This is a genomic window from Pedobacter sp., from assembly GCF_965249885.1.
Lineage (GTDB): Bacteria > Bacteroidota > Bacteroidia > Sphingobacteriales > Sphingobacteriaceae > Pedobacter.
The window spans coordinates 3,910,270-3,935,194 of the sequence record NZ_OZ252254.1 but is presented as its reverse complement, the minus strand read 5'-3'; the positions used below and the strand labels follow the sequence as shown (position 1 = coordinate 3,935,194).

The following is a 24,925-nucleotide window of genomic DNA, read 5'->3' as shown; positions in this document are numbered from 1 at the left end:
TTGGTTGTAGTTAGTGTGTATTGAACACTAAGATACAAAAAAATAACCACTAATTACATAAATGATAAAATTTTTATTAAAAAAGTATATTATAAGCAAAAATTAATTTTAAAATTATCAATATGATAAAAGAAAACGATACCAATTAAAATATTAGCAATTCATTAATAGCATACATGATGCGTTTAAGTGATTTAAAACAACATTTCACAACAAATAGCAAACATCGTACAAAATGTAACTAACTGACTTTAAATTGCTTGCAAAAACTTTAAATTTTAGCTAATTTATATTTTGTAAAACCACTCCTTTTACTACCTTTGTGCCGGGCAAGTCTTTTACGACCAGCTCCCTTTGAACTCCCCCAGGTTGGGAACAAAGCAAGGGTAGAAGGTTGTAGCGGTGCGATAAAAGTTGCTTGCCCTTTTTTTTCATTTCCTTTCAGGTTAGCATAATTATGGAAATGGATAATTCTCAAATTCCCTCGAAACCTTTAACCAATTATAGCATTATATAGCATGAAATTTTTTATTGATACTGCCAACTTAGATCAAATTAAGGAAGCACAGGATTTAGGCGTTTTAGACGGCGTTACTACCAACCCTAGTTTAATGGCTAAGGAAGGCATTACGGGTGATGAAAACGTAATCAATCATTACAAAGCAATTTGCGATATTGTTGACGACAACGTAAGCGCAGAAGTAATTTCTACGGATTACGAAGGCATAGTTAAAGAAGGTGAAGCTTTAGCAGCACTCAATCCAAAAATCGTTGTTAAAGTACCAATGATCAAAGAAGGGCTTAAAGCAATCAAATATTTCAGCAGCAAAGGAATTAGAACCAACTGTACATTAATCTTCTCCCCTGCGCAAGCATTGTTGGCAGCAAAAGCTGGAGCTACTTATGTTTCTCCATTCTTGGGAAGACTAGACGACATCTCTACTGATGGACTAACGTTAATTGAAGATATCAGGTTGATATTTGATAACTACGGTTTTGAAACTCAAATTTTAGCAGCTTCTATCCGTGGACCATTACATATTGTTAGCTGTGCTAAAATCGGTGCCGATGTAATTACAGCTCCTTTAGCTGCTATCACAGGCTTATTGAAGCATCCACTTACAGATAGTGGACTAGCAACATTCTTAGCGGATCACGCTAAGGCGGCAGGAAAATAACGAAAGCAGTATCTAGCAAAAAGCCCTTAATTTATCAAATTAAGGGCTTTATATTTATAAGTATATTTTGTTATCTAGCTTCGAAACCTGCTGCGAGTTCCTCTAATTGATCAGATGAAATTTGGCTAGGATCTCGATATTGCTTCTCCAACCACTCTTGCGCCACGGCAATTTTGCCGCTAGTGGTATCAATAAAACAAATACCATTCTCTATGGTGCTAGAAATATACCTACCAACTTTACGGTTGATATACGAAACGCGTAGCACTAACTCATGAAAAATAAATACTGGATAGTTCATAGGTTAAAGCTAGCAACCCAATGTTAATTTAATGTTAAGCAAACATCAATAAAAAGTTACGCATTACAGCTCTTGCCAACGTTGCTCTATTGTCAAAATAAAACTCAACTTTTTCTAAACAACTCGTAGATGGTACATTTGCCCTAAATTCAAATTAAATTCTATGTCTTCACTACATCTTTTCAGAAAAGTTGCCATGGCCGAGGGTATCTCCTACATCGTATTACTTTTAATAGCTATGCCGCTTAAATATTTGGCCAATTTTCCTTTAGCAGTAAAATATGTGGGATGGGCCCACGGACTTTTATTTGTACTTTATATTGCTTGTTTGATAATGGCATGGCAGGAAAGAAAATGGAGCTTCTGGAAAGTAGTCGCATTATTTGTTGCGTCTTTATTACCTTTTGTACCGTTTTACATAGAAAAGAAATTGAAACATGAAGAGAACCTAAAAAATTAATTGGCTGACTGTCTGCAACAAACAGCTAACAAGAGAAAAAAATTCAGAATAGTTCAAATAAAACTTGCGTAATCTGAAGTCTTTTTATAGATTTGCGCTCCCGCTGACAAGCAAATGCCCAGGTGGCGGAATTGGTAGACGCGCTAGTCTCAAACACTAGTGGGAGACCGTGCCGGTTCGATCCCGGCCCTGGGTACTAAAAAGGACAGATCTTAAACGATACTGTCCTTTTTCTTTTATGAGGAAAAATCATTTTCCATTTAACATCCATACATAGTGCATATACCTACCTGTAGTTTCATTTCTTGAATTAAAACTTCCGGTTGTAAATCAAGCTGATAGGAAATATCATAAGTTTTTTAAAGAAATTCTTTGGAACTAACTTCAACTATTTCTATATTTGCACCTCCTTAGAACAAAGGAAGATTCCGTAGCTCAGCTGGTAGAGCATTACACTTTTAATGTAGTGGTCCTGGGTTCGAATCCCAGCGGGATCACAAAAGGCGCAAGAGATTGCGCCTTTTCTGTTTAAATAGCAGTTTAAACGGCCATCGGTAAAGAATAACAGGTTATTTCGGATCAAGTCAAAAAGTTGTGGACTCGGGAATAAATTTTAGATATTCGTGCGTTAAAATTTCGAATAATGCACGACTCGTTTAAAGCTCTACTTCCAATGATCATACCTGACGGTGTGTCTGATTACTTTGCACTTTCTGACCATAAAAAAGACACCACCGGTATCCATATCTATCTTGAGGAGCTGAACTCAATTCCCTCTGAATATCAGAACAATAAGCTGCTTTCCAAAGGTTTCTTTGACGAGGTGATCCTGCAGGACTTCCCCATCCGTGGCCAGGAGGTCTATCTTCATGTTAGACGGCGCAGGTGGTTGAACCAGGATACGGGTCTTGTCGTTTTTCGGGATTGGAGCCTTGTAGCAAAGGGAACGCGTATCACCAAGGATTTTGCGGCTTTTTTAAAAGCAATCAGCCGATACCCAAGCCCATAGCCTCCAGACCATCGGTTCATTTTACGGTGTAAACCCCAGAAAGCTAAGGAGATATTATAGGGACAAGCTAAGTGGCTTCCAAGATTGGGAACACAACAAAAGTGCGCGTGAGGGTTTGGTTTTTGCCCAGAATGTGCATACCCATCTTTCCATTGATGAAACCAGTCTTTCCCATGGAGAACTCTATACAGTGGTCACCAACAAGCAGGCACGCGGTAAAAAAGGCACTATTGTGGCCATCTTGAACGGTACCAAATCTGAAGAGATTATCCCCGTACTGCTGAAAATACCCGCACGCATACGTAACAGGGTACTGGAAATTACATTGGACCTAGCGGGTAACATGGCACTGATTGCCAAAAGATGTTTTCCAAACGCTGTGCAGGTCATCGACCGTTTCCACGTACAGCAATTGGCCACCGAAGCCCTGCAAGAGATCAGGATCAAGCATCGATGGCAGGCCATAGACGATGAGAATCTAGCCCTGGAACAAGCCAGGACAGAGAAATCGACCTACCTTCCCGAAGTATTATCCAATGGAGATACGGTTAAAAAATTATTGGCAAGAAGCCGTTATCTGCTCTACTCCAAGCAGGAGAACTGGACTAAAGACCAGCAACTTAGGGCAGCATTGTTGTTTGATAGATACCCCGATATTGAAAAAGCATACGGGCTAAACCAACAACTCTCTTGGATATTCACCAACACGGCAGATAAACTCTATGCATTTGCCAGATTGGCAAAATGGAACGAAAAGGTAGAACAATCGGGTTTCAAATCATTCAACACCGTGTCTAGAACAATTATCCTGCACCACAAGAAAATACTCAATTACTTTGACAACAAAAGTACCAATGCTTCCGCAGAATCTTTCAATGCCAAAATCAAAGCTTTCAGATCACAGTTCAGAGGTGTGGGAGACATCAACTTTTTCCTGTTCAGGCTAACCAAATTATTTGCTTAGTCCACAGGTTTTGGTTCTGATCCGTTATTTCTAGCCATAATCATTCAGCCACTACCAATATCCATTCTGGCGTATGAAATCGGTCGGTAAATTTGGTGATTGATACCAAACAGATATAATAAGATAATCAGCCATGGATCTCCTCAGAAGTAAACTCTTCTGCTAACTGGCCACCCAACCCTCAGGATATACGACTTCATAAATCCATAGAATTTCGAACAGCTGATCTTCCCAAATTTTGATACGCAAAAGTCCGCATCTACTCAATTCAAACATACAATCTTTCCCAAAAATACCATGATATCAGATCATACAATGCTGTTCCGATTTTACGTAAGCTTGCGAAGTTAAAAAGCATGTTAAAACAAACAGCTATAAATAGCAAAACGACAATTCGCTATCTAAACCTAGTAAAATCAGCCATTTGGCGCTCCATCTCTCCTACTTTTTACACTAAGCGCCGTATCTATCGATGGCATGCTAAAATTTCGCCCGTTATTGCGCAAAGAGCAAAATTTAAATCATGACGGTCAAGTGCGGTTTTTTACGTTATTCGTTAATGTAAAACCGCATTAACTTGCAGTTTTAATTTATTATTCTTACACTTACACTATCAGACAGTTATCTATGAAATCAAGTGTTCTCTTTTGTGCATTCATTTTCCATTAAAATTCTTCATTAAAACATATTCAATATGAGACGAAAAATACCTTTTATTTTAAAAACTGTTGTTTTAATTTTCGCAGTGTCATGTAGCGCCATGGCACAAGTCAAAAGAACCAACGAAGACTTGATCAAATTGGTGGACAAAAATTTAAGCTCGCCGATAAAAAAAAGTGTCTATAAAAACGGTGATGTGTTTTTGCAAAGACAAATGAACGACTTTCTTTCAAATACCGAGCGCAACCGACAAGCCGCAATACAAAAACAAAATCAATCAACCGCGCTACAAGGAGTTGTTATTGAATATGATCATGGCAGCGAAGACCATGAACACCTTGCCGATGTTTTAAATCGTCCGCATCCATCTGTAGCAACAACAGAAAAATATATCAATGACGCTGCTGCTGAATTTCGTGTACCTGCAATCATATTGAAAGCTGCCGCTCAAGTACAAAGTAATTGGGCGCAAACAGGCCCCTCTTTTTATGGCTCTTACGGAATGATGGGTTTGATCGAATCGGATAATATTAAACAAATTACACTTGCCGAAAGTTTGACGGGTTTAAATGCTGACGATATAAAAAATCAGGCCAAGGCAAATATCAGAGCGGCAGCCGCACTGTTAGCCTATTATCAAAAAGGCAAACCTAAATCAGCTGATTTAGCGGATTGGTTTGAGGCAACAAGAGATTTGACGGGTTTAAGTAATGAAGAAATGAAGACTTCACTGGCAACAAGTTTTTACAATGTAATCAAAAACGGAAGTAAAACGGTATCACTTTGGAGAGAAATTATTCAAATTGATGCTCAACCAGTTACTATTCCGGAATATAAAACCCGATCTGAAAGAAAAAATGAGAGTGTTGGAAATGTTACTCAAGCAGGCACCGACTACCCAAATGCAATAAATAGAATGACCACGTGTAATTTTGCTACAGGGCGAAACGGTTACGGGATAGATTACTATTTTGTGCATTATATGGCAACCGGAACTTATGCTGGTGCGATCTCTTGGTTTAGTGATTGCACACGTACTTCACCATCAAGCGCTAACTATTGCATTCGAAATTCTGATGGCGAAATATCGCAGGTAGTGAGAGAAAAAGACAGAGCTTACGCACAGGGTGTAACTGGTTTTCCACAATGGAACGGCGCAGGCGTAAGTACAGAACATGAAGTTTTAGCTACTAACTTGGCCATGTGGGACAGCGAACCCATGCTTGTTGCTGCAGCGAACTTAGCTATTGACGTATGCAATAGAAATAATATTCCAAGGATAAGAAGAGGGGTTAATGGCGACCGTGGCATATACGGTCACAGTGATGTTAAATCTACCGACTGCCCTAATCTGACTGCCGGACGTTGGACAAATTTATTGAACAGAATTGCTGGCGGCGTTGTAATTCCATCAGTTTCATTACCGACGCTGTATTACATAACCGGCACTGGCGGTTCGAACGTAGTAAATGCTGCGTGGCGAGCTAATACCGAGCCTACATTGAAAGGATATCGATTATATTACGCCCTAGACGACGATTTTAGTGGCTGGGCGTTAGCTGCTGATGAATCTACGTTGACCGCCGCTACAACAAGTATCAGCTTAAACCCAAGTCAGTTTTTAGTAGTACCAACAACAAGCGCAGTTCATTTTAAACTTACTGCGGTGGTAACAAACGGCGTTAATCCCGATGTTGAAAGCGCACCAAGTGATGTTTATAGTAGAACTGTAAATACGACAACAGGGCCAAGAGTGCTTATTGTTGACGGATTTGATCGAATTAAAGATTACAAATCAGGATCGCACAATTTTTCGGCAATTTATTTTGAAACGCTGAAAGATAACGCTACCATGCGGATTAATTGTGCTGCCGACGAGATGATAGACGCAGGAACCATTTTATTAAGTGATTATGATATTGTGTTATGGTTTAGCGGTGATGAATCTAGCGCTGATAGAATTTTTAACGGAACAAATAAAACAAAAGTTAAAGCTTTCTTGGATAATGGCGGAAAACTGTTAATTACAGGATCGGAAATTGCGTACAACTTAGGACGGTCTGGCGCAACTGAGTACGATTTAAGTTTTATGAACAACTATTTAAAGGCAAATTATGTTAGTGATGGCGTGATCACGGACACGCCAGTTTCAGGCGTAGTAGGGAGTCCATTTGAGGGCGTGTTACTAAATCTTGGAGAAAATTATCTAGCAAGTTATCCTGATAATATTAGCCCATTTGGCACTGCAAGAACAATTTTAAATTACAATACCGCAGGACGTTTTGCAGGAACTGCCTATAAAGGCACATTTGGATCGGGAACAACCCCGGGTGGAGTTATTTATCTTGGCTTTCCGCTAGAAACTGCGCCTCAGGAACAGATTACTACTTTTATGGCAAAAGCTTTGGCCTATTTTGACGTAACTTTACCAGTTACGCTAATTAATTATAATGCGACACTGCAAAGCACAGGCACTGTTAAATTACAGTGGCAAACTACGTCAGAAACTGACAACAAAGAATTTATCATCTCCAGATCAACGGATGGACAGCAATTTGATGTTGTTGGTAAAGTTGTAAGCTTTGGAAACACAACAACCGGAAATAATTACGTGTTTTATGATAAAAAGCCATTTAATGGTGTTAATCATTACCGATTAGAGCAACAAGATTTAAATGGTAAAATAACAGATTTAGGAGTAAAAGCGGTTAATGTGTCCTTAACTGATAATAAAGTGGAAATTTATCCAAACCCAACGCATGACATCGTTAACGTAGCGTTTGCTGCAGGCGTTTATAATCAAATACAGTTGATAGATAACAACGGTAAAATATTAAAACAAATTTCATTAGACAGCTCAATGACGAAGACCGCTATCAGTTTAGATAATGTAGCTTCGGGCATTTACTTACTAAAATTGAACGGTAATATACCTCTAGTAAAGAAGATCGTAAAAAACTAGAATCAATGATTTTCAAAAATACCGTAGGATAACTCCTACGGTATTTTGTTTAATTGCGGCATTAACTTTAAAACATCGCCGGCGTAAAACAAACCGGTGAGTGATTCAGTAAGTAGGCAGTTAAAACCTTCGCAGATAGTCATCAAGTGCTTGAAACAGAACTTGGCTTCCATGCCATCGTGATTACAATTTAAGATAGAAATACATCAAAAGGTGCGCTTTTTTTCGTTTATCAAATTCATCCTCGGTGTAGGTATTCCTTAAAAATTACTCCGATTCAATTAGTGCACAAGTCGTCTGTCTACGAATTTAGTTCTTCTATCTACTAAACAGCGGATACAACTCGTATAAACAATTAAAATTAAATCAGTTCATTATCTTTATCGTTTACGCAACAAATTTTGATTTATTCGCATAAGCTATCATGTCAATTAAAAACTGGTTCGGTCAAATCAACATTCTTCGGCATTTGTTGTTTTGGGGCATCTGTACCACACTACTGACCTTTCTTTTTGCGGTTGGGCTTCCTAGCTACCTCTTGGCATTTCAACTGGTACTGATGTTGCTTCCTGTACACATCGCCTATTATTACATGGTCAGCTTGATCCTTATCCCGAAATTCCTTTACAAAAGAAACTTTGCCGCACTAGCCTTATCATTTATCTTAGTTTGTAGCTTTTTTACCTGTTGCTACCGCCTAATTGAGATCCTATTTGCCGACCCCTACCTTTTCAACCAGCTGAAGCCGCTTAACCCATCCTTCAAGTGGAAAAAAATTGAAGGAAGTATATCTCAACAGTTCTTCAATCCACAATACATGGTGCATGCGCTGGAGCAGAGCAACGCTATTGTTTGGGGAGGATTACTAATAAAGTTTGTTGGGATGTGGTACGACCGAAAGCAGATGGCGCTGAACTCTGAGCTTAATTTCCTGAAAGCACAGATCCATCCCCATTTTTTGTTCAACACGCTAAATAACCTCTACTCGCTCACGCTCAATAATTCGCCTGCCGCTTCAGAGGTAGTTATGGACCTGTCGCAAATACTACGTTACATGCTTTATGAATGCAACACCGATTACGTCCCCCTAAAAAAGGATATCGAAATTATTCGTCATTACATTGGTTTGGAAAGGCTGCGACACGGCGACAGGCTCGATCTTAACCTCAGAATTAAGGGCGAAATCCAAAACCAACAGATTGCTCCTTTGCTGATGATTCCGTTGATTGAAAATGCCTTTAAGCACGGTGCAAGTGAAATGATAGCAGATGCTTGGATTAATATCGTTATTGAAATAGCGTCCCATTCGATTAAACTAAAGGTCTCGAACAGCAAACCCTTGGAAGCGCAATCAGACAGTCGGGCGCATTTCGGCAAAATTGGGCTTGAAAATGTGAGCAAACGACTGAAGCTAATTTATCCAGAAAAGCACAGTTTCTCCATACACGATGAAGAGGATATGTTCGTTGTGATCCTTTATATCGAGCTTATGCCAAGTAAACTACCACATGAAATAAAAATAAACAATCCAAGTTTTAAACCAACTACGGTAATGAAGGTAGAAAAATAAAGGTTATGAAGATAAAAATCCTTATTGTAGATGATGAGCCGCATGCGTTAGATGTCATTAAAAAGTACATTAGCGAGTTCCCCCAAATAGAATTTGTAGGAACTTGTAGCAATGCTGTACACGCTTTCCAAATTTTGCAGGAGCAGGAGATAGACTTGATTTTTCTGGATATCAAAATGCCAGGCCTGTTGGGCACAGATTTGGTTAGGACCTTAAAAAATCCACCGAGGGTGATTTTTACCACCGCTTATCAGGATTATGCCCTAGACGGTTTTGATCTCAACGCAGTGGATTACCTACTAAAGCCCATTCCATTTGAACGCTTCTTAAAAGCAATGCACAAGGTATTTGATATCTTTAAGCTGCAACATCAGAAGCGTGAATTTCTAGCACCAAGCGTAGAACAAAAGGCTGACGATTTTCTCTACCTGCGCATTGACCGAAAGAGGGTAAAAATCAATGTTAACGATATTTATTGGATGGAAAGCTTGAAAGACTACATTAGGATTACGCTGAAGGATAGGGTTTTAGTGACAAAGCAAAAAATTGGCGTACTAGAGGATTTGCTCCCACAGGAGAAGTTTATCAGAATACATCGCTCTTTTATGGTTTCGATCGAAAAGATTGAGAGTTATCATTCCTACGCTATCGAAATACTCGGCAAAGAGTTGCCGATTGGAAGAAACTACAAGGCAGAGTGCAAAAGACGTTTGGTGACTGGCAGTTGAAGTATTAGTTATCCATGTGTACAAACCGGCTTCTCATCTAATTATATGCAATTGAACGTTATTTTTTAAACTTCCATCTACCTACACAGGCTATCTGTCGACAAAATATGTCCTTTATAAAGACAATGCGGATTTTAGCAGTTTAAATAAATTATAGATGAAGATATTGAAAATTTTAGGCTTTGTTTTAGCCATTGTACTGTTCGTTATTTTAGGTGCTGGACTTTACGTAAATTTTACTCAACCGAGTGTGGGGCCGGCTCCTACCCTAACTGTCGCCAAAGACAGTCTTACAATAGCTCGGGGCAAGTATTTGGCCAATCACGTTTCTGTATGTATTGACTGCCATAGCACGCGTGATTGGAGCTTATTTAGCGGCCCGGTTGTGAGTGGAACTGAAGGTGGCGGCGGCGAGGTATTTGACCATAATGCTGGATTTCCGGGAAAGATTTATTCCTCCAATCTAACTCCTGCGGCGCTGTCTGAATGGTCGGATGGGGAACTGTACAGGGCTATCACTGCAGGAGTTAACAAGAATGGAGATGCCCTATTTCCACTGATGGCATACAACCGTTTTGGAAAGATGAGCAGAGATGATATTTCTAGTATTATTGCTTACCTGCGCAGCCTGAAGCCTATTCAACGCAGCATACCGAAAACGACACTTGACTTCCCAGTTAGCATTATAAACAAGCTATCTCCAAAATTAGCTGATCATCAACCACTCCCAAAAGCAAGTGATACCATTAAATATGGCGCCTACCTAGTCAATGCAGCAGGATGTGTTGACTGCCATAGTAAGCAGGACAAAGGTAAAATTGTTGCCGGTACAGAATTTGGCGGTGGCATGGAATTTCGGCAGCCAAGTGGAATTATCAGGGCGCCAAACATCACCAAGCACCAGACTGCCGGTATTGGAAGTTGGACCAAGGAACTGTTCGTCGCAAGATTTAAGTCCTATGAAATAGCTGAGCTAACTAAGGTTGGGAAGAATGAGTTGAACAGTCCAATGCCATGGAAAATGTATAGCGGGATGACAGCACAAGATCTTTCTGCTATCTATACTTATTTGCGCACGCTTCCGCCTCAATCCAACCAAGTGGAGTTAAAAAGCTACAATAAATAAGAGCCCAATAAAGTGTCTGACTTTTTGGGACACTGCAATCATTTTTTTTGGCCTATCCGTGGCAATCGCCAGGTTCGTCGGATTTTACGGTAGATTTTTGCTTCACTCATCGACGAAAACACGCTGTCGGTCGCTAATTGTAGCGACCTCGTTGGTATTGCCGTAATAACCGTATCTGTTGAAATCTACAGACAATTGACCACCAAAAAAATTAAAATGAAAAAACAACTTTTTTATGGCGCCACCTGTATGATGGGCCTATTTTTCGGATGTCAGGAAGATATCCAAAATCCCGCTGCTAGCCTTACCACTGTACCACAGCTAAAACGTATGGAATGGCCGACACTGGGACAGACTGCTACGTTCGGTTACGCTACCGACGGGACATTGCGTACAGCCAAATACCAACATGCTGCTGGAACTATTGACAGGGACTACACTTACGGCGCAAACGGAGTTATCGGAATCTCCTCCTCCCAATCCCTAGCAGGCAACTCCTTTGAGTACATTGGCGGCCGACTGTCAAAAATGAATCGCTACGTTAAGGATGGTAGCGCCTATAGGACATACCAAACCTTGACATACACCTTCAACGCCCATATGCAGTTGACAGCGTTGAAATTCTACAAAAATAATACCTCAGGTACCGAGCTGGTCTACACGTCAACCTATGACTACATTTCGGGATTGCCCGCGGAGATTGAAACAACCAGCCAAACTGGGCGCAGAATGCTGATCAGAATCAAGCAATATTCAGACGAGGTGATTTATAACCCACTCCATTTTTTGGATCCGGAAATCACCCAGCTTTATCCACTTTACAACTTGCCTTTACTGCAGCACATGGCGAACTGGAATAAACTACCGGCAGTATTCAAGCTCTATAGATATGAACAAAACCAGCCAGTATTGGAAAAGACTTATGAATTCGATTATACCATAGTTAACAGGAAACTGCTCAAGCAACGCTGCAAGATCACCGATATCGAGATTTCCGCCGTTACAGTGCTAGAGACTACTTTCCATTATTAGATTCAGTTTCCGATGCCTGAGCTCGATCAGTTCGGGCATCATATTTTTAAGACTACTTTATCTTGCGGAAGCAACTTCTATCTACGAAACTAGGCATTACGACTACTATATTTCGCAATCCTACTTGCATCGGTTAGATTGCGGGCTACTATCAAAATTAACTTCAAATGATCAACGACGACAACATTTATCAGCAAGCGTCCCAAAGAGGAACGGGTAATCGAAAACTCGCGACTGCGGCCAACAACTACCAAATCATCACCGAACTAGATGACAGCCTCAAGAAGATGGTTGCAGAATGGTACAACGAAGAGTGGCAAATCCCGTTAGTAAACACATTGGCACTACTAGACAAGATAACAGGTGATGCCTCACAGGTACACGTTGTACTTATGGTGGACGATAGGCCGGTAGCTACCGCTGGATTACATAACAGCATTGGCATCATGGCGCATTATCCAGAACTGAGCGAACTAAAAAACTGGCTAGCATTGGTTTACACTGTACCCTGCGAAAGGAAAAAAGGTTACGCCACATTGTTGTGTGAATATTTAGAGGCAGTTGCCCGACAAAAAAGATTGCCCAGCCTTCATTTGTTTACACATACCGCAGAAGACCTCTACCGCTCATTGCAATGGACAACCACACGCCATTTGCACCACGGAACAAAAAAGATTGCATTAATGCAAAAGCGGTTGGATCAAGCAAGCTCATCGTGAGTTGGTAAAAAACGATGAACTAACTCAACTGACTATCTGATCAAATCTCTTTTCAATGTTTTTGGCATCTCCTGTGGTTTAAAATCCGGCAGGTAGTGTTTCAATATATGGCCGGCAATATATGGATACATATCCGCAAAATTACTAAGCACGATGACCGTAAGCTTTTCAGACGGAACCCTTAACACATCGGCTAAGCCTGGTCCACCACTATGACCTACGACATGATAGCCATTATTCATCTGGGTGGTCCATCCAAGTTGGGTAAAGCCACTTTTCAGCGGTGTCTGTTTAACAAGCTCCTGTTGCATGGCCGTGCCAATTAGTTTGGCCGAATCTAATGAAGCAGCCCATTTAATGGCGTCCGATATCGACAAAAACATCCCTCCGGCATTATAACTTGTTGGCGCATAAAAGCCTTTAAAAATTAAGGGACCGTTTTTACCAGCAGTAAAATTTTGTGATTTATACTTTAAAGGAAACATCGTTAGCACCCTTGGATCCCGCTGTTCAAGGTCGTAGCCACTATTGACCATCCCAATCTCATCTAAAACTTCTCTCTTGAGTACCCGCTCATAGGTATCGGCACCAATCTTTTCGATGATGTACTGTAGTAGGAAATAATCGCCGTTTACGTATGCGCTTTTTGACCCAGTTTCAAACTTAAGCGGTCGTGATTTAAGCTTTTCTATTAGCAGATCCATACTATCCACCTTAAAAGGTTCGGGCGCTTCAATCCCGATGGATCCTCCCAGTGAAGCTGGCCAGGGCACACCACTTTCATGGGCAAGCAAATGTCCAACTGTTATTTTATTCCATGCTTCAGGCGCATTTGAAATATATTTGGCCACTTTATCCTCCATTGATATCTTTTGCTGTTGAAACCATTTCATGATGAGGGTAGAATTAAATAGCTTGGACACCGAAGCAATTTGAAATGCGGTGTTCAATGATACTGGAATATCATATTCGATATTGGCTACTCCATAAGTATTGCAATGCAACACCTTTCCATCTTTGACTACAGCGACAGCTATCCCCGGTATGCCGATCGCCTTCATTTCACTATTGATATAGGAATCGATAAAGGGTTCGCTAGCCAATGGCTTTTGGCTCCATGCCGTCATCGCTGTGCCACAGGTAAAAAAAAGCAACAGCATCAAGTTTCTTTTCATCATACGTTTATCTAATTAATTTAAAACCGCTATTGTACGGAATGATGTAATTCTTGTATAAAAAAAGAAAATCAAGAGCGTGACTGCAAAAAAGGTCGACAAACGGCATGCAATTATCGATAGACTACAAAAATAACCTTAGCCCATGTTTATCGTAAAAGTAAAAAACGGAGGGGCCATCCAACCTTCCTCCGTTTAGCTTATTAACTACCTAAACATTAATTTCTATTTGCTTTTTGGGGCCGAAACTTCTTCCATTAGATATTTGGCGAAATAGGCCCTCAAACGTTTTTGAAAATAGGATTTGGCGGCACCCTCATAACTGTGACTTTCCCCCGGCAGCACCATCAGGTCAAAATCTTTATCAGCTTTGATGAGTGCATCCACCATCCTATAAGTATTTGCTGGGTTAACATTTTCATCTACCTCGCCTGTAACTAACATTAAATGCCCCTTTAAACCGCTTGCTAAATCCTGATTAACAGGCATCTTTTGCGCTAAGCCTTGGTAGGTTTCACCCCAGGTACGATTGTAAATTCGGTTATCGTGATTACCTGATGAAGCCACGCCAACTTTATAGAAATCAGGATATTTACACATGGCAGCAACGGTCATCATCCCTCCTCCTGAATGTCCAAATATGCCCACTTTGGTAAGATCGATGAATGAATAGCGTTGCGCTAATTGTTCCAAAGCATATTTGTCATCGTCAATGGCGTAATCGCGAAGGTTGCCGTAACCGTATTTATAGTATGCAGCGTTGCGAATAGGCGAATTGCCCCTATGCCCAACAGCTACCACAATGAAACCTAACTGCGCCAAAGCAGCATTATTATACTTATCTAATACAGTAAAATCGTTCCAAACGGTTTCTATTTGCGGACCTGGATAAACTTGCGATATGACGGGATATTTCTTATTTGGATCGAAATCGAAAGGCTTCCAAATCAACCCGTATAAATCAGTTACACCATCCTTAGCTTTTACCGTAAACGATTCTGCATTTTTCCAACCATAAGCATATAATTGACTAACATTTGGCTTTAGCACTTCGACAATTTGTTTGCCGTCAATTTTACCTAGCACGGAAACTGGCGCCATATCAATACGAGAGTAGTTATCTACGAAATATTTTCTATCGGGTGATATAAAAACCTGATGCGTTGCATTTTCTGGAGTTAACAGTTGTTCACTTTTACCATCCAATGTAACCTTATAAACCATGGAATAATAAGGATTAATACCAGCTTTTTTACCGAAAGCATACAGGTACATTTCTCCTCGTTGAACATCCATTGAAATGATTTTTCCCGCTGTAAAATCGCCGTTGGTGATTCTGTTCAGTAATTTCCCATTAGCATCGTAACGGTAATACTGCCCCCATCCACTTCTATCGCTCCACCAAATGATTTCGTTTCCAGCTTTAATGATAGCAACATTGAAAAAATCTTCGTTAATGAATGGTTTGCTGATTTCGTGAATGATAGAACGGACGTTTCCAGTAGCAAGATCAACGGCACAAAGTTCCATCTCGTCCCTTGTGCGTTTACGACGGATCACGTAAACATCCTTTGTATTGCCTTCTGTTGTTACCACCTCCAATTGCTGATCTGGCCAACGTGTTAAGTCTACTTTTTTGAATGTGTTATCATCAGCATTGCCAATATAAAGCTCATATTGGGCTACATCTTTATCGCCCGGCAACTCATATTTATAAGTTGACACTCGAGGCCTTGGAGTTATAGCGGAAGCGATTACTGACATGGTAGCAACTTTTCTAGTATCTCGCCTAACCACGTAAAAGTACTTTGAACCTATCCATTTTGTATTGGACGGGTAGGCTTTATCTTTCGTATAGTCCCCTTTTTCATCTACGCAAAACGAAAAATAAGGTTCGGCATCAAAACTCAGCTGGCGCTCCTCTTTTTTATTTGCAGTTGGAGCGATATACAAATTATGCGCCTTGCTATACACCTCCCATTTGCCATCAGAAGAAACATTGAAACTAGCAATCTTTTTAAGCGGCGCTCTATTAAGTTGTACAGTCAGCTTTTTGGTTTCGAAATTATAGTCGTAAGTTTTCGTACCATATTTTACTTGAACGCATTTTTCATCTTCTGAGAAAGTTGCCCAATACATCACTTGTTTTTCCTTAACTTCTTCCCCAGTTAACACCTTTAACTCACTCACTATTTGTTGCTTATCAAACAATGGCTGCTTTTTACCTGTAGCAAGGTTAACGATGTAATGTGTACTAATTTTATTGCCTATAGAATCAGCAGTTGAATTCGATTGCGATGTGTTATTATTCGGCTCATCAGCTACGAACCAAAAATATTTACCGTTTTTGAGAAAGAAAGGAATCACCTTGGTAGTACCGATGAGCTTGCTCAAATTTGGCGCATCGAATTTTTGCGCAGCCTTGTAATTAGGAGCCTGCGCAAAAATCGAAACTGAGACGAAAAGGGATAAAACCGCACTAATTATCTTTTTTCGCATATCTTTCTTTCATGCTTTTAAACTGTCTGATCAAAAATGGATTGGAAGATGTTCTAGTGATCTCATCCGAAAGGGCGGCAATTTTTGGATAATCGTAACCTTTGATTTTAGAGCAGTAGCTTACATAGTCGAACAAAATATGTCGATTATCTTCCGAAAAAGAACCTAAGTGATCTAGAAATAGCTGAGTTACTTTTGGTTCATTGTTCTCCGCAGCTGCGATAGCAATATCCATCATTACCAACAACTGATTTTTATCGGGCATTTCTGTATTTTGAATTTGCTTTTTATACATTTCAAACGTAGCCCTGTCGTAAGGTTTTGCCTTTACATAAAATCCATTTAATGTCCACGATGCGATTTGTCTGTATACCGAAGACAATTTTTTATCGACCGTATCTTTGGTGTTTTTAGCAACAAAATCTCTCCAATGTTCAGCTAAATATTTAAAATTAGGGCTCGACAAATCCGACAAATACATGGTATATCGGTTTTGCCCAAATAAAAACCAATTTTCCGGACTGGCTTTTTGCTGTGGTGTAAGCAGGCTCATCAATTCTACATTTAATTGTTTGGCTTTGCTGATCTCCATCACTTTCACTTTATGTTTGATGTAAGCCCTCATCAATTCAGGCGAACGATCACCACTTTCATATCGAGCATTTAAGTTAGCTTCGTCATTGTTAGCATTGATGCTTTTTCTTGCATTGGCAATAAAAGCTCCCGCAGACATCCCACCAACAAACTTGTTTCTGGTTTTGCCTTCAGCATCTAATACTAAATAAGATGGATAAGCTTCAACGGTGTAAGTTTTTTTTACCGCCGGTCCCTCACCCTTTTCCATATCAACTTTGATATTGATAAAGTTTTTATTGTAAAAATCGGCTACGCTATCTACAGTAAACACATCAGCTTCCATGCGTTTACAAGGGACACACCAAGTGGTAAAACAATCTACAAACACCGATTTATTTTCAATTTTAGCTTTAGCTAACGCTTCTTTTAAGCTCAACTTTTCAAAGTGAATTTCTCTATTCTGGGCATTCAGCGACAAGCTTATGAAAAGCAATGACGCTGCAATAAGGATTTTTCTCATATTATTTAGCATTAGGTTCGTTATTCATTAACATCTTCATTAATTGAAAATGCGCTTTGGTTGTAGGATCTTTATGGGTATTTGCAACTTGGCTAATTTTGTTGCTCAACGAAGTATTGTAGGTATTTAAAACAATGCTGATATCACTTAAACCCGATCCGAGTTTGTTTTTTGAAGTTAGCGTGAGTATGTTTTTAATGTAGTTGTACTGAATGTTTCGTTTGTAAGCGCTTAACGCAACATTTGGGTTAAAATCTAAAAATATGCAGCGATCTACTTGATTGAACAATTCTTTCGTTCCAAAAACATCTTTTTCACCAGAGTTTTCAGCATCGATTAAGTTTTTGATCAACTCTGGTGTAGTTAAGTAATTTACTACTTTGATGGCTGTTTTAGACACTAAGGTTTCGGTATTCGAACCATCGGTTGATTGCGCTCTGTCGTTTCTTGTCCATGCTGGCACTCCTTTTAATACGTTGTTGTATAAAAAGTCGAACGTGGCCAGCTGCCTTGCTTTTGAAATATATACCGAAGGAACACTGTTGTAGCCTTTCATTGTAGCAAAACGTTGTTTACCGCCGATGTTTGGCAATACGCTAGTGGCATACTGATCATAAGACATGATAAAGTTGGCTGCTAGTAACATGTAAGTATCCCAAGTATCATCATCCATTTTTGCTGCAATACCATCCAGTTTTGGATAAAAAGCAATTAATCGGTTGATGCCTATTTGCGCCGCTTCGATATTTTGTGAGGATAGATCCTTAGCTTGCGCATTTGGGTCATTTTTATCTTCGGCGGCATAATACAATTCAGGATTTATCTTCCCATCTTTCAAAAACGCAGCGCTTTTCACCGAATCGCTAAATTGACGATATGCCCAATTGATTGCAAAATGGTCGTATGCACCAATGCTTGGTAAAAACAATTTGTTATTGAAGCCTTTAGCACCAGGTGTCATTAAATAGTTGAACTCCAAGTTATCAGTGATTGATGAGGTAAAACCATGTTGCGCTACCCATTTTGGATCACTTACCTGTTGTACGTTGTAAGCAGCACTTCCCGCATAGTTTGGCAACATGCCAAATACTTCAGCCATTGCCTGACTTACTTTGAACTTTAAGATATCTTGACGAACAGCTGGCGAACCTGCATCTTTTTGTATGCGTGAATCATAAGGACCGCACTGGATAAAATACTTCTGCATTAAGTCATCGATCACAAAATCGCAAATTGTTACTTTAGCGGTCTTTATTTCGGCTGTACGCGGATCGTCGATCATTTCAACCGCAGGTTTTGAAGCTACACCACCCCAAGCAATTAAAATACTACCTTCTTCCATCAGCGACTGCTGGCCATTTTCTGGTAATATTACTTTCAATGCGTTTTTGAAACCAGCAGTTTTAAAGCACTTGTTCCAAGCCAAAACACCTTCTTTTACTGATCCCATAAAAAACTGGGGAATTGACGGATGTAGATAAACTAATATTTGCTTTTGCGGTTCAACCAAACTACCTGCTTTGTATTTAGCAACATCTTGAGGTTTTACTGCTAAATTCCATTTTTTGATCACATTCACCTTTTTTGCGGCGTAGCCCTGCACTCCAAAATCAGTAAATTGACGAGTATCAAATCCAATTCGTTTGTCGCTCAACTTAATTGGCATTGAAACTTCTGCAAGCTGTTGTAGCACTAACCCTAGTTGCTGCGTGTTAGGCTGCTCAATAGGTTTGCCGTTGTAGTCTCTACCCGCCCCGGTTTGTGTCCTAAATACAGTAAAGAACACGCCATTGCTGATGGCTTCCACTTTTTCTACACCTGACCTACCTGCATCAGGATTAGCTAAAGGAGTATAGTTTTTGAAGGAAAAGAGTTCGCCCCCGTCAATCAGCTGTTTGGTAATATCGATGATATAACTGCCTGTATCTTTACCTAAAGCTTCAATTTTAAATGTAAAACTGATGGGTTCTAACGTAGAACCGTCAAGCAAAGCAGCCATGGCATTATTGTTTACTGCTTGTTCGCTATAATTATTTCTGGTGACATATAAACTTTCCCCAATACCTTTAACAAATCTTAAAATGCCTGATGATTTAGAGATCGCCGAAGCTCCAAATCGGATATCTCCAGCTACTAAAATATCTTTGTTGAGTTGGTTAGGCCCAATCTGTAAATAGTATTTTTCCTCTGTTTGGTAAATAGGAAATGTACCAGAAACTACTTGTTTTTTATCTTTAATAAATTTCTCGAAACTAGATAATCCGCCCTGCTTTGGTTGCTGACTATTTACTTGATAAGCGGCAGTGATACAGATTAGTACTACGAATAATATTTTCTTCATTATTTATGTATTTTTTGATGAAATTGTTGGTGGTTGATTCTTAAAGAGTCATCACCCAAAATCATTCATTTTTCAATTCATTCAACTTAACTCGTTGGTTTGTTTTCTCGCCATTGTTTAATCAATTCAGACATTGCTTTCAGGTGATCTTTTGATGATTGATCAATTTTTTTCAGCATTGCGATATCACAATCTGCCTTGATTTTTTCCAACTGTTGCATTATCAAAACGGCTTCACCACCGCCAAAACTTGCTGGATTGTATACTGAGGTGAGTAGCTTATTGACATAATTTCGCTGTAACATTCTGCGATAATCGGAGATAGGCGATATTGAATTTACATCACCAAAAATACCTTGATACATATCGTCAAAAAATTCGCTGACTGTATACGGAGTTTGCCCTACCATCCGTTCATTTTTTGAGATAGATGAGAATTTGAAGAAAACTTTCGCTAAAAACGTCTCATAGTCTGCTTGCACTTCACCAGCAAATAGGAACTTTGTTTTATCGGTGATATGCTTAGGGAATAACCAAGTTGGCTCTTGAAAATAGTAAGTGTTGATAAACGCCATCGCTTCTTTTTGCGTAGCCCTGCTTACTGATACAAAATTGGGTTTATCTTCCTCTTTCAGCGCTTGATCAGCATATCTGCCGCCTACATTTTTTAATACGTGAGCTAAATATTCATTGTATCTGCTGGCTATTGAAGCATGCATTCTTCTCATCATGCTGTAATTTTCATCATCATCTGCTTCTAACCAGTCTTCTAAATGTTTCATATTAAATTGAAGATTTTTAATCCCCAAAGCACCAGCCTGCATGGCATTGCTACCCATGTCTTCTGATTGCACTCTGGGATCGGAAAAATCGCCTTCAGGAAAATAAAATAACCTTACATCCTTACGTTTTTCGGTCACCCATTTTTTCAAAAAATCGGCCTCTTTGTACGCATCATTTAGTTCAGGAAAATATCTGTATCCCCACTCAATGGCAAAATCATCATATATGCCAATTTTTGGAGAAAGTTCTTCAGCAGTAAAGCCATCCTCAGGTTGAGCAACATAATTGAAACGCAAGTAATCCATAATAGATGCTCCAAAACCATTTTTGGCCACATAATCACGTTTGCGCACACTGTCTACGTTGTAACTATGGCTGCCAGCAAAATCATGGCGAAGACCAAGGGTATGCCCAACTTCGTGAGTGATCACTGTTTGCGCCAAGCGTCCCATGATATCTTTATCCAAAGGCAGTTTCCTAGCTCTTGGATCGTTAGCGGCGCACATCACAAAATACCAGCGCTGCAATAAATCCGTGATGTTATGAAACACTGCGACGTGTGAACTCAAGATTTGTCCTGAACGCGGATCAACTACCATGGGCCCATAAGCATTTGCCGTAGTTGATGGTTTATAAGAAATCACCGAATAGTTGATGTTGTCCATCGCAAAATCAGGATTTTCTGCTGCTGTGGGTTCCATTTTCGCTGCAATGGCATTTTTGAATCCGATTTTTTCGAAAACTTTTTGCCAAGCGTTAACACCTGCTATAAAGTAAGGTTGTAGGTATTGTGGTGTATTTTTATCTACATAAAACACGATGGGTTGTGCAGGTTCAACCAGCTCCCCTCTTTTATACCTCTCCAGATCTTGTGGTTTCGGTTCAATTTTCCAACGGGTTGCTAATCCTCTATCTTCCATTTTAAGTGGATTGCTTGCATAATCTTTTAAGCCTCTTGCAAAATAGCCAACCCGCTTATCGGCAAAGCGTTGGCGCATTGGCGTTGCTGGCAGTAAATACCAACTTGCACCAACTTCCCAAACTGTTGGTCCATTTAGTACTGCGCCTTGGTTTTCTTGAGGCTGTTGCGGCTCGGTAGGTGTACCTGCAGAATTTGGCTTTTGTGCTAATGTCCCTGGTGAGTAATTGCGCAACGAACGGAAAACGAGGTTGTTTTTGTAAACAGCAACATTTAGCAATTTGGATAGATTTGCCTGATAGGTACCTAATCCCAGTTCCTCTTTTGCGCCACTTAAAGATAAAACTGGCATATCGGCATTAATGGCAGCGGTGATATCAATCAATACTGCATCAGCATCTTTGGCAACTGGCGTAAACGACATGATTATTTGTGCCGGTTTGTTCACAATTCCCGCGTAAAAGATGCTATTAGTTTTTGGAGCATTATAGAACTGCGACTGTTCCATATTTACTGCTCCTTTAGTGCTTTTATTAAATTTAAAAACTGCTTCGTGTACCACGTCACCAGCAAAGCCGAAACGCTTTCTCGAGTCCCTGGCTAGTTGTGCTGAACCTTTGTTAATTACAATCATCGCTAAAACGTCACGGTTTAACAATGAATCTTGTAGTTCGAGGAAGTATTTATCATCTTGTTGATAGATATTAAATACACCCTTGTAGGCTACAGCATTAGGTTTTATAAATGTTTTGATAGATGGAATTGACTGAGTAGCTGTTTGCGCCATGAGGCCCGTGCTTAAGCAAAGGTTAGCCCATAGCAACAACTTTTTAAGTAGTTTCATTCAAGTTTAGTAAAAGTATTTGCCTGCTGTGTGTTACAGGCAAATACTTAGTGAAAAGATAATTTAACTTGTTTCTAAAGTCCTCTGGCTTTATTTCCAATAGCCTGAAGATCAACTTGGAAATTGTTAATGAAATAGTTGCGAACGATAGCATATCGCTTTTTGATGATGCCATTGCTGTCTTTAGTTACGTTTAAAATACCCACAGCACTTTTATCAGTATTTATCACAGAACGGTTAAGGTCTGCTTCAGACAACGTAACCATCGCCATCACATAAGCATTCCAATCTGCAGTTGGTGTGATGGTATTGTTAGTATTAGCAATTAAACCTTTGCTGTACGCTACCGCCTGTGTTGAATTGGTTGAAGCGTAATCAGCGGAGTTGATAAATTCCATAGAAGGCAATATCATCGCTCTTTCGTTAATGCTCTGGAAAAACACCTGATTTAATCGAGCTAAAAAAGCTAACTTCTCAGCCGCTGTTAATTGTCCAACTGTACTATTTCCGTAATTGATATAGATGTTATCGTAACTATAAAATGCGGGAATCTTTTTGATATTTTTAGTCGTAACGTACGTTGGTGTAAAAACGCCAGTGGTGTAGATAGAATCTACCTTATTGCACAGCAACAATTTCGCAGGTAAATACTTCTTTAAGAAGGCTGCCGGATAAAGCGTAAACAAGCTTTTATTGATAAGATCAATCTGAGCTTCAACAGCACTAGTTTCAGCAGGAGCTACATCAATTCCAGACCAATTTCCTGCGACATCATTCAAAATTGGTCGTTTCCAACCGGTTGGCGTCCAGTATGCATCACGCTCAGTGAACTGATACAACATATAACTACCGTAAGTTTTGTAGTAATTTACAATAGTTTGGTCAAAGGCATTATTTCCTTGAGGCAACTTGTAAGTTAAATTGATGTTAGAAGGGGTAAGCGTTTCTTCCTTTTTAGCACATGAACTAATGATAGCCATAGCTGCTGATAGTATGATGAGTTTAGAATAAATTTTCATGATTTTAATGTTTTAATAAGAATAATTTATCTAGGATTTTGAATAAGTCCAGTGTTGGCCAACATCACATCATAAGGGATGGGTAAGGCAAATAGTGGACTATTTGGTGGCAGAGTAAACGTACTGGTTACATTATCTGGTCCGGTGTAAATGTGAGTAACACCCATACCCCATCTTTTTAAATCAATAAAACGATGGCAGTCTTCTAAAGCCAACTCTCTTCTGCGCTCCTCTTTACAAAAGGTATAAAGTGCTTGTGCATCGGTGATATTTACAGGCGTATAAGCTGTATTTCTAGTATCGTACCTACTTTGTCTTAAGGTGTTCAAATCAGCTAATGCCGCTGTTCTGTCGGCAGTGTTTCCGCTTGCGATAAATTTGCGAGCATAGGCTTCGGCACGGTTTAAATACACTTCAGCCACCCTAAATCCTTTAGTTCCGTAAGTAACGTTTAAAGTATTTTTCGCAGTGCGATACGGAAATTTAGTCCCAGTAGCTGTGGTGAAAAATTGGAAATAATACTGATAACGCAAGTCACCGTAATTAGAAGTTCCCGTTCCTTTATCGTATTGGTTACTCAAATCTGCCGATACCGTAAACGGCGGTAATGACCTACTATCGAAGTTAACCGTATTGGCATCAGAATAAGTGCCCGCATAAACCCAAAGTATCTCCGGACTAGCTGCATTATAAATCCCATTAGGAGAGATTGTGTTATTGCTTCCTACTAAGCTAGCTAAAGAAGTAAGGATAAATTTATTTTGTAAGGTCGCAGTGGCATACTGGATGGTTTTGTCCATATCTTCATTTCTACCTTTATATAGATAAAAACGAGATAGCAAAGCATTACATAAATCAGCGCTAACCCTAAACACGGTGGTTGGTGTAAAGTTAGCCCTCAGTAGTGGCTCTGCTTGTAGCAGATCTTTTTCAATCTGATCATAAACTTCTTTGAGGGAGTTACGAGGTAAGCCACCATCTTTTACCTGACTACTCAGCACCAGTGGTACACCTAATGCAGTTTCAGGATTTACACCTGCACCATTGTACATTTGACCGTAAAGAGTTACCAACCTTAAATAGTAGTAAGCCCTTAAAAATAGACATTGACCTAGAATGGCATTTTTTTCCTTTGCAGTGCCCGATACGTTATTCAAATAATCAATTATTACATTACATCCTTTAATTTTAGTATAAAGTCTGGTGTACACATTAGCTGATGTACTCACAGTGTTATTTTGATCAAACATAGTCGGATTAAAAGTGAACATAGGCGTACCTGCTTGCAAGCTTGCTAAGTAAGTAGGTATAGGCGCACCGTTAACTTGTACCAAGGCATTATTTTGGATATCATCCGTTAATACATCAAAAGTTTCTATAGATATGCCGTTAGGATAAGCGTCACCGTTCATCAATGAAGTTAAGTCACCCGTAGATCCCGGTCGCATTTCGTCCTGACTATATTCTTCCAAAAACTTTTTGCAGGAAATGGAGAGTGTCATGATCAGCACTAGGCTGCATAAAAATATTTTTTTCATCA

At 39.7% G+C, this 24,925-nt stretch carries 18 protein-coding genes, 2 tRNA genes and 1 other RNA gene; 13 read left to right on the top strand and 8 right to left on the bottom strand.

The window, feature by feature from the left end; genetic code table 11:
• Positions 1-327: 327 nt before the first annotated feature.
• Positions 328-427: signal recognition particle sRNA small type (gene ffs / locus ACY2A0_RS16625), an RNA gene on the top strand.
• Between the two features lie 91 nt (positions 428-518).
• Positions 519-1,178, top strand: a complete 660-nt coding sequence (gene fsa, locus ACY2A0_RS16620) for a fructose-6-phosphate aldolase (protein ID WP_461790504.1) — start codon at positions 519-521, stop codon at positions 1,176-1,178.
• 70 nt (positions 1,179-1,248) lie between these two features.
• Here the strand turns inward: fsa and ACY2A0_RS16615 are convergent, their stop codons facing one another.
• Positions 1,249-1,479, bottom strand: a complete 231-nt coding sequence (locus ACY2A0_RS16615) for a hypothetical protein (protein WP_461790503.1) — start codon at positions 1,477-1,479, stop codon at positions 1,249-1,251.
• Between the two features lie 163 nt (positions 1,480-1,642).
• On the opposite strand from ACY2A0_RS16615, the gene ACY2A0_RS16610 reads away from it, so the two are divergent.
• From ACY2A0_RS16610 to ACY2A0_RS16560, 11 genes are all read left to right on the top strand, one after another.
• The gene (locus ACY2A0_RS16610; protein ID WP_461790502.1) at positions 1,643-1,939 is read left to right on the top strand and encodes a DUF3817 domain-containing protein; all 297 of its coding nucleotides are present in this window, start codon (positions 1,643-1,645) and stop codon (positions 1,937-1,939) included.
• A gap of 116 nt (positions 1,940-2,055) precedes the next feature.
• Positions 2,056-2,135, top strand: a tRNA-Leu gene (locus ACY2A0_RS16605).
• A 228-nt stretch (positions 2,136-2,363) separates the two neighbouring features.
• Positions 2,364-2,436 (top strand) — tRNA-Lys (locus ACY2A0_RS16600).
• A gap of 176 nt (positions 2,437-2,612) precedes the next feature.
• Positions 2,613-2,948: an ISAon1 family transposase N-terminal region protein gene (locus tag ACY2A0_RS16595; RefSeq protein WP_461790485.1), complete on the top strand. Its 336-nt coding sequence runs from the start codon at positions 2,613-2,615 to the stop codon at positions 2,946-2,948.
• A gap of 10 nt (positions 2,949-2,958) precedes the next feature.
• The gene (locus tag ACY2A0_RS16590; RefSeq protein WP_461791071.1) at positions 2,959-3,912 is read left to right on the top strand and encodes an ISAon1 family transposase; all 954 of its coding nucleotides are present in this window, start codon (positions 2,959-2,961) and stop codon (positions 3,910-3,912) included.
• Between the two features lie 694 nt (positions 3,913-4,606).
• Positions 4,607-7,534, top strand: coding sequence for an N-acetylmuramoyl-L-alanine amidase (locus tag ACY2A0_RS16585; RefSeq protein WP_461790484.1), 2,928 nt, complete (start codon positions 4,607-4,609; stop codon positions 7,532-7,534).
• A gap of 424 nt (positions 7,535-7,958) precedes the next feature.
• Entirely contained in the window at positions 7,959-9,104 is a 1,146-nt protein-coding gene (locus ACY2A0_RS16580; protein WP_461790483.1) for a sensor histidine kinase, read from the top strand.
• Between the two features lie 5 nt (positions 9,105-9,109).
• Positions 9,110-9,832 (top strand): LytR/AlgR family response regulator transcription factor, encoded by a 723-nt coding sequence (locus ACY2A0_RS16575; RefSeq protein ID WP_461790482.1) that lies wholly within the window; start codon positions 9,110-9,112, stop codon positions 9,830-9,832.
• Between the two features lie 157 nt (positions 9,833-9,989).
• The gene (locus ACY2A0_RS16570; RefSeq protein WP_461790481.1) at positions 9,990-10,958 is read left to right on the top strand and encodes a c-type cytochrome; all 969 of its coding nucleotides are present in this window, start codon (positions 9,990-9,992) and stop codon (positions 10,956-10,958) included.
• Between the two features lie 216 nt (positions 10,959-11,174).
• Positions 11,175-11,990, top strand: coding sequence for a hypothetical protein (locus ACY2A0_RS16565; RefSeq protein WP_461790480.1), 816 nt, complete (start codon positions 11,175-11,177; stop codon positions 11,988-11,990).
• A 167-nt stretch (positions 11,991-12,157) separates the two neighbouring features.
• Positions 12,158-12,709 (top strand): GNAT family N-acetyltransferase, encoded by a 552-nt coding sequence (locus ACY2A0_RS16560; RefSeq protein WP_461790479.1) that lies wholly within the window; start codon positions 12,158-12,160, stop codon positions 12,707-12,709.
• A 32-nt stretch (positions 12,710-12,741) separates the two neighbouring features.
• On the opposite strand, the gene ACY2A0_RS16555 is transcribed toward ACY2A0_RS16560, so the two are convergent.
• From ACY2A0_RS16555 to ACY2A0_RS16525, 7 genes are all read right to left on the bottom strand, one after another.
• Positions 12,742-13,887, bottom strand: coding sequence for a serine hydrolase domain-containing protein (locus ACY2A0_RS16555; protein WP_461790478.1), 1,146 nt, complete (start codon positions 13,885-13,887; stop codon positions 12,742-12,744).
• Between the two features lie 222 nt (positions 13,888-14,109).
• Positions 14,110-16,383, bottom strand: coding sequence for a S9 family peptidase (locus ACY2A0_RS16550; RefSeq protein ID WP_461790477.1), 2,274 nt, complete (start codon positions 16,381-16,383; stop codon positions 14,110-14,112).
• On the bottom strand, positions 16,364-17,479 hold the full coding sequence (locus ACY2A0_RS16545; protein ID WP_461790476.1) for a thioredoxin family protein: 1,116 nt from the start codon (positions 17,477-17,479) through the stop codon (positions 16,364-16,366). Before ACY2A0_RS16545 ends, ACY2A0_RS16550 begins: the two co-directional genes overlap by 20 nt.
• Before the next feature lies 1 nt (position 17,480).
• On the bottom strand, positions 17,481-19,820 hold the full coding sequence (locus ACY2A0_RS16540) for a DUF5117 and DUF5118 domain-containing protein (RefSeq protein ID WP_461790475.1): 2,340 nt from the start codon (positions 19,818-19,820) through the stop codon (positions 17,481-17,483).
• An 86-nt stretch (positions 19,821-19,906) separates the two neighbouring features.
• The gene (locus ACY2A0_RS16535; protein WP_461790474.1) at positions 19,907-22,366 is read right to left on the bottom strand and encodes a zinc-dependent metalloprotease; all 2,460 of its coding nucleotides are present in this window, start codon (positions 22,364-22,366) and stop codon (positions 19,907-19,909) included.
• 74 nt (positions 22,367-22,440) lie between these two features.
• Positions 22,441-23,385 (bottom strand): putative zinc-binding metallopeptidase, encoded by a 945-nt coding sequence (locus ACY2A0_RS16530; RefSeq protein WP_461790473.1) that lies wholly within the window; start codon positions 23,383-23,385, stop codon positions 22,441-22,443.
• Between the two features lie 26 nt (positions 23,386-23,411).
• Positions 23,412-24,923: a RagB/SusD family nutrient uptake outer membrane protein gene (locus tag ACY2A0_RS16525; RefSeq protein ID WP_461791708.1), complete on the bottom strand. Its 1,512-nt coding sequence runs from the start codon at positions 24,921-24,923 to the stop codon at positions 23,412-23,414.
• Positions 24,924-24,925 lie beyond the last annotated feature (2 nt).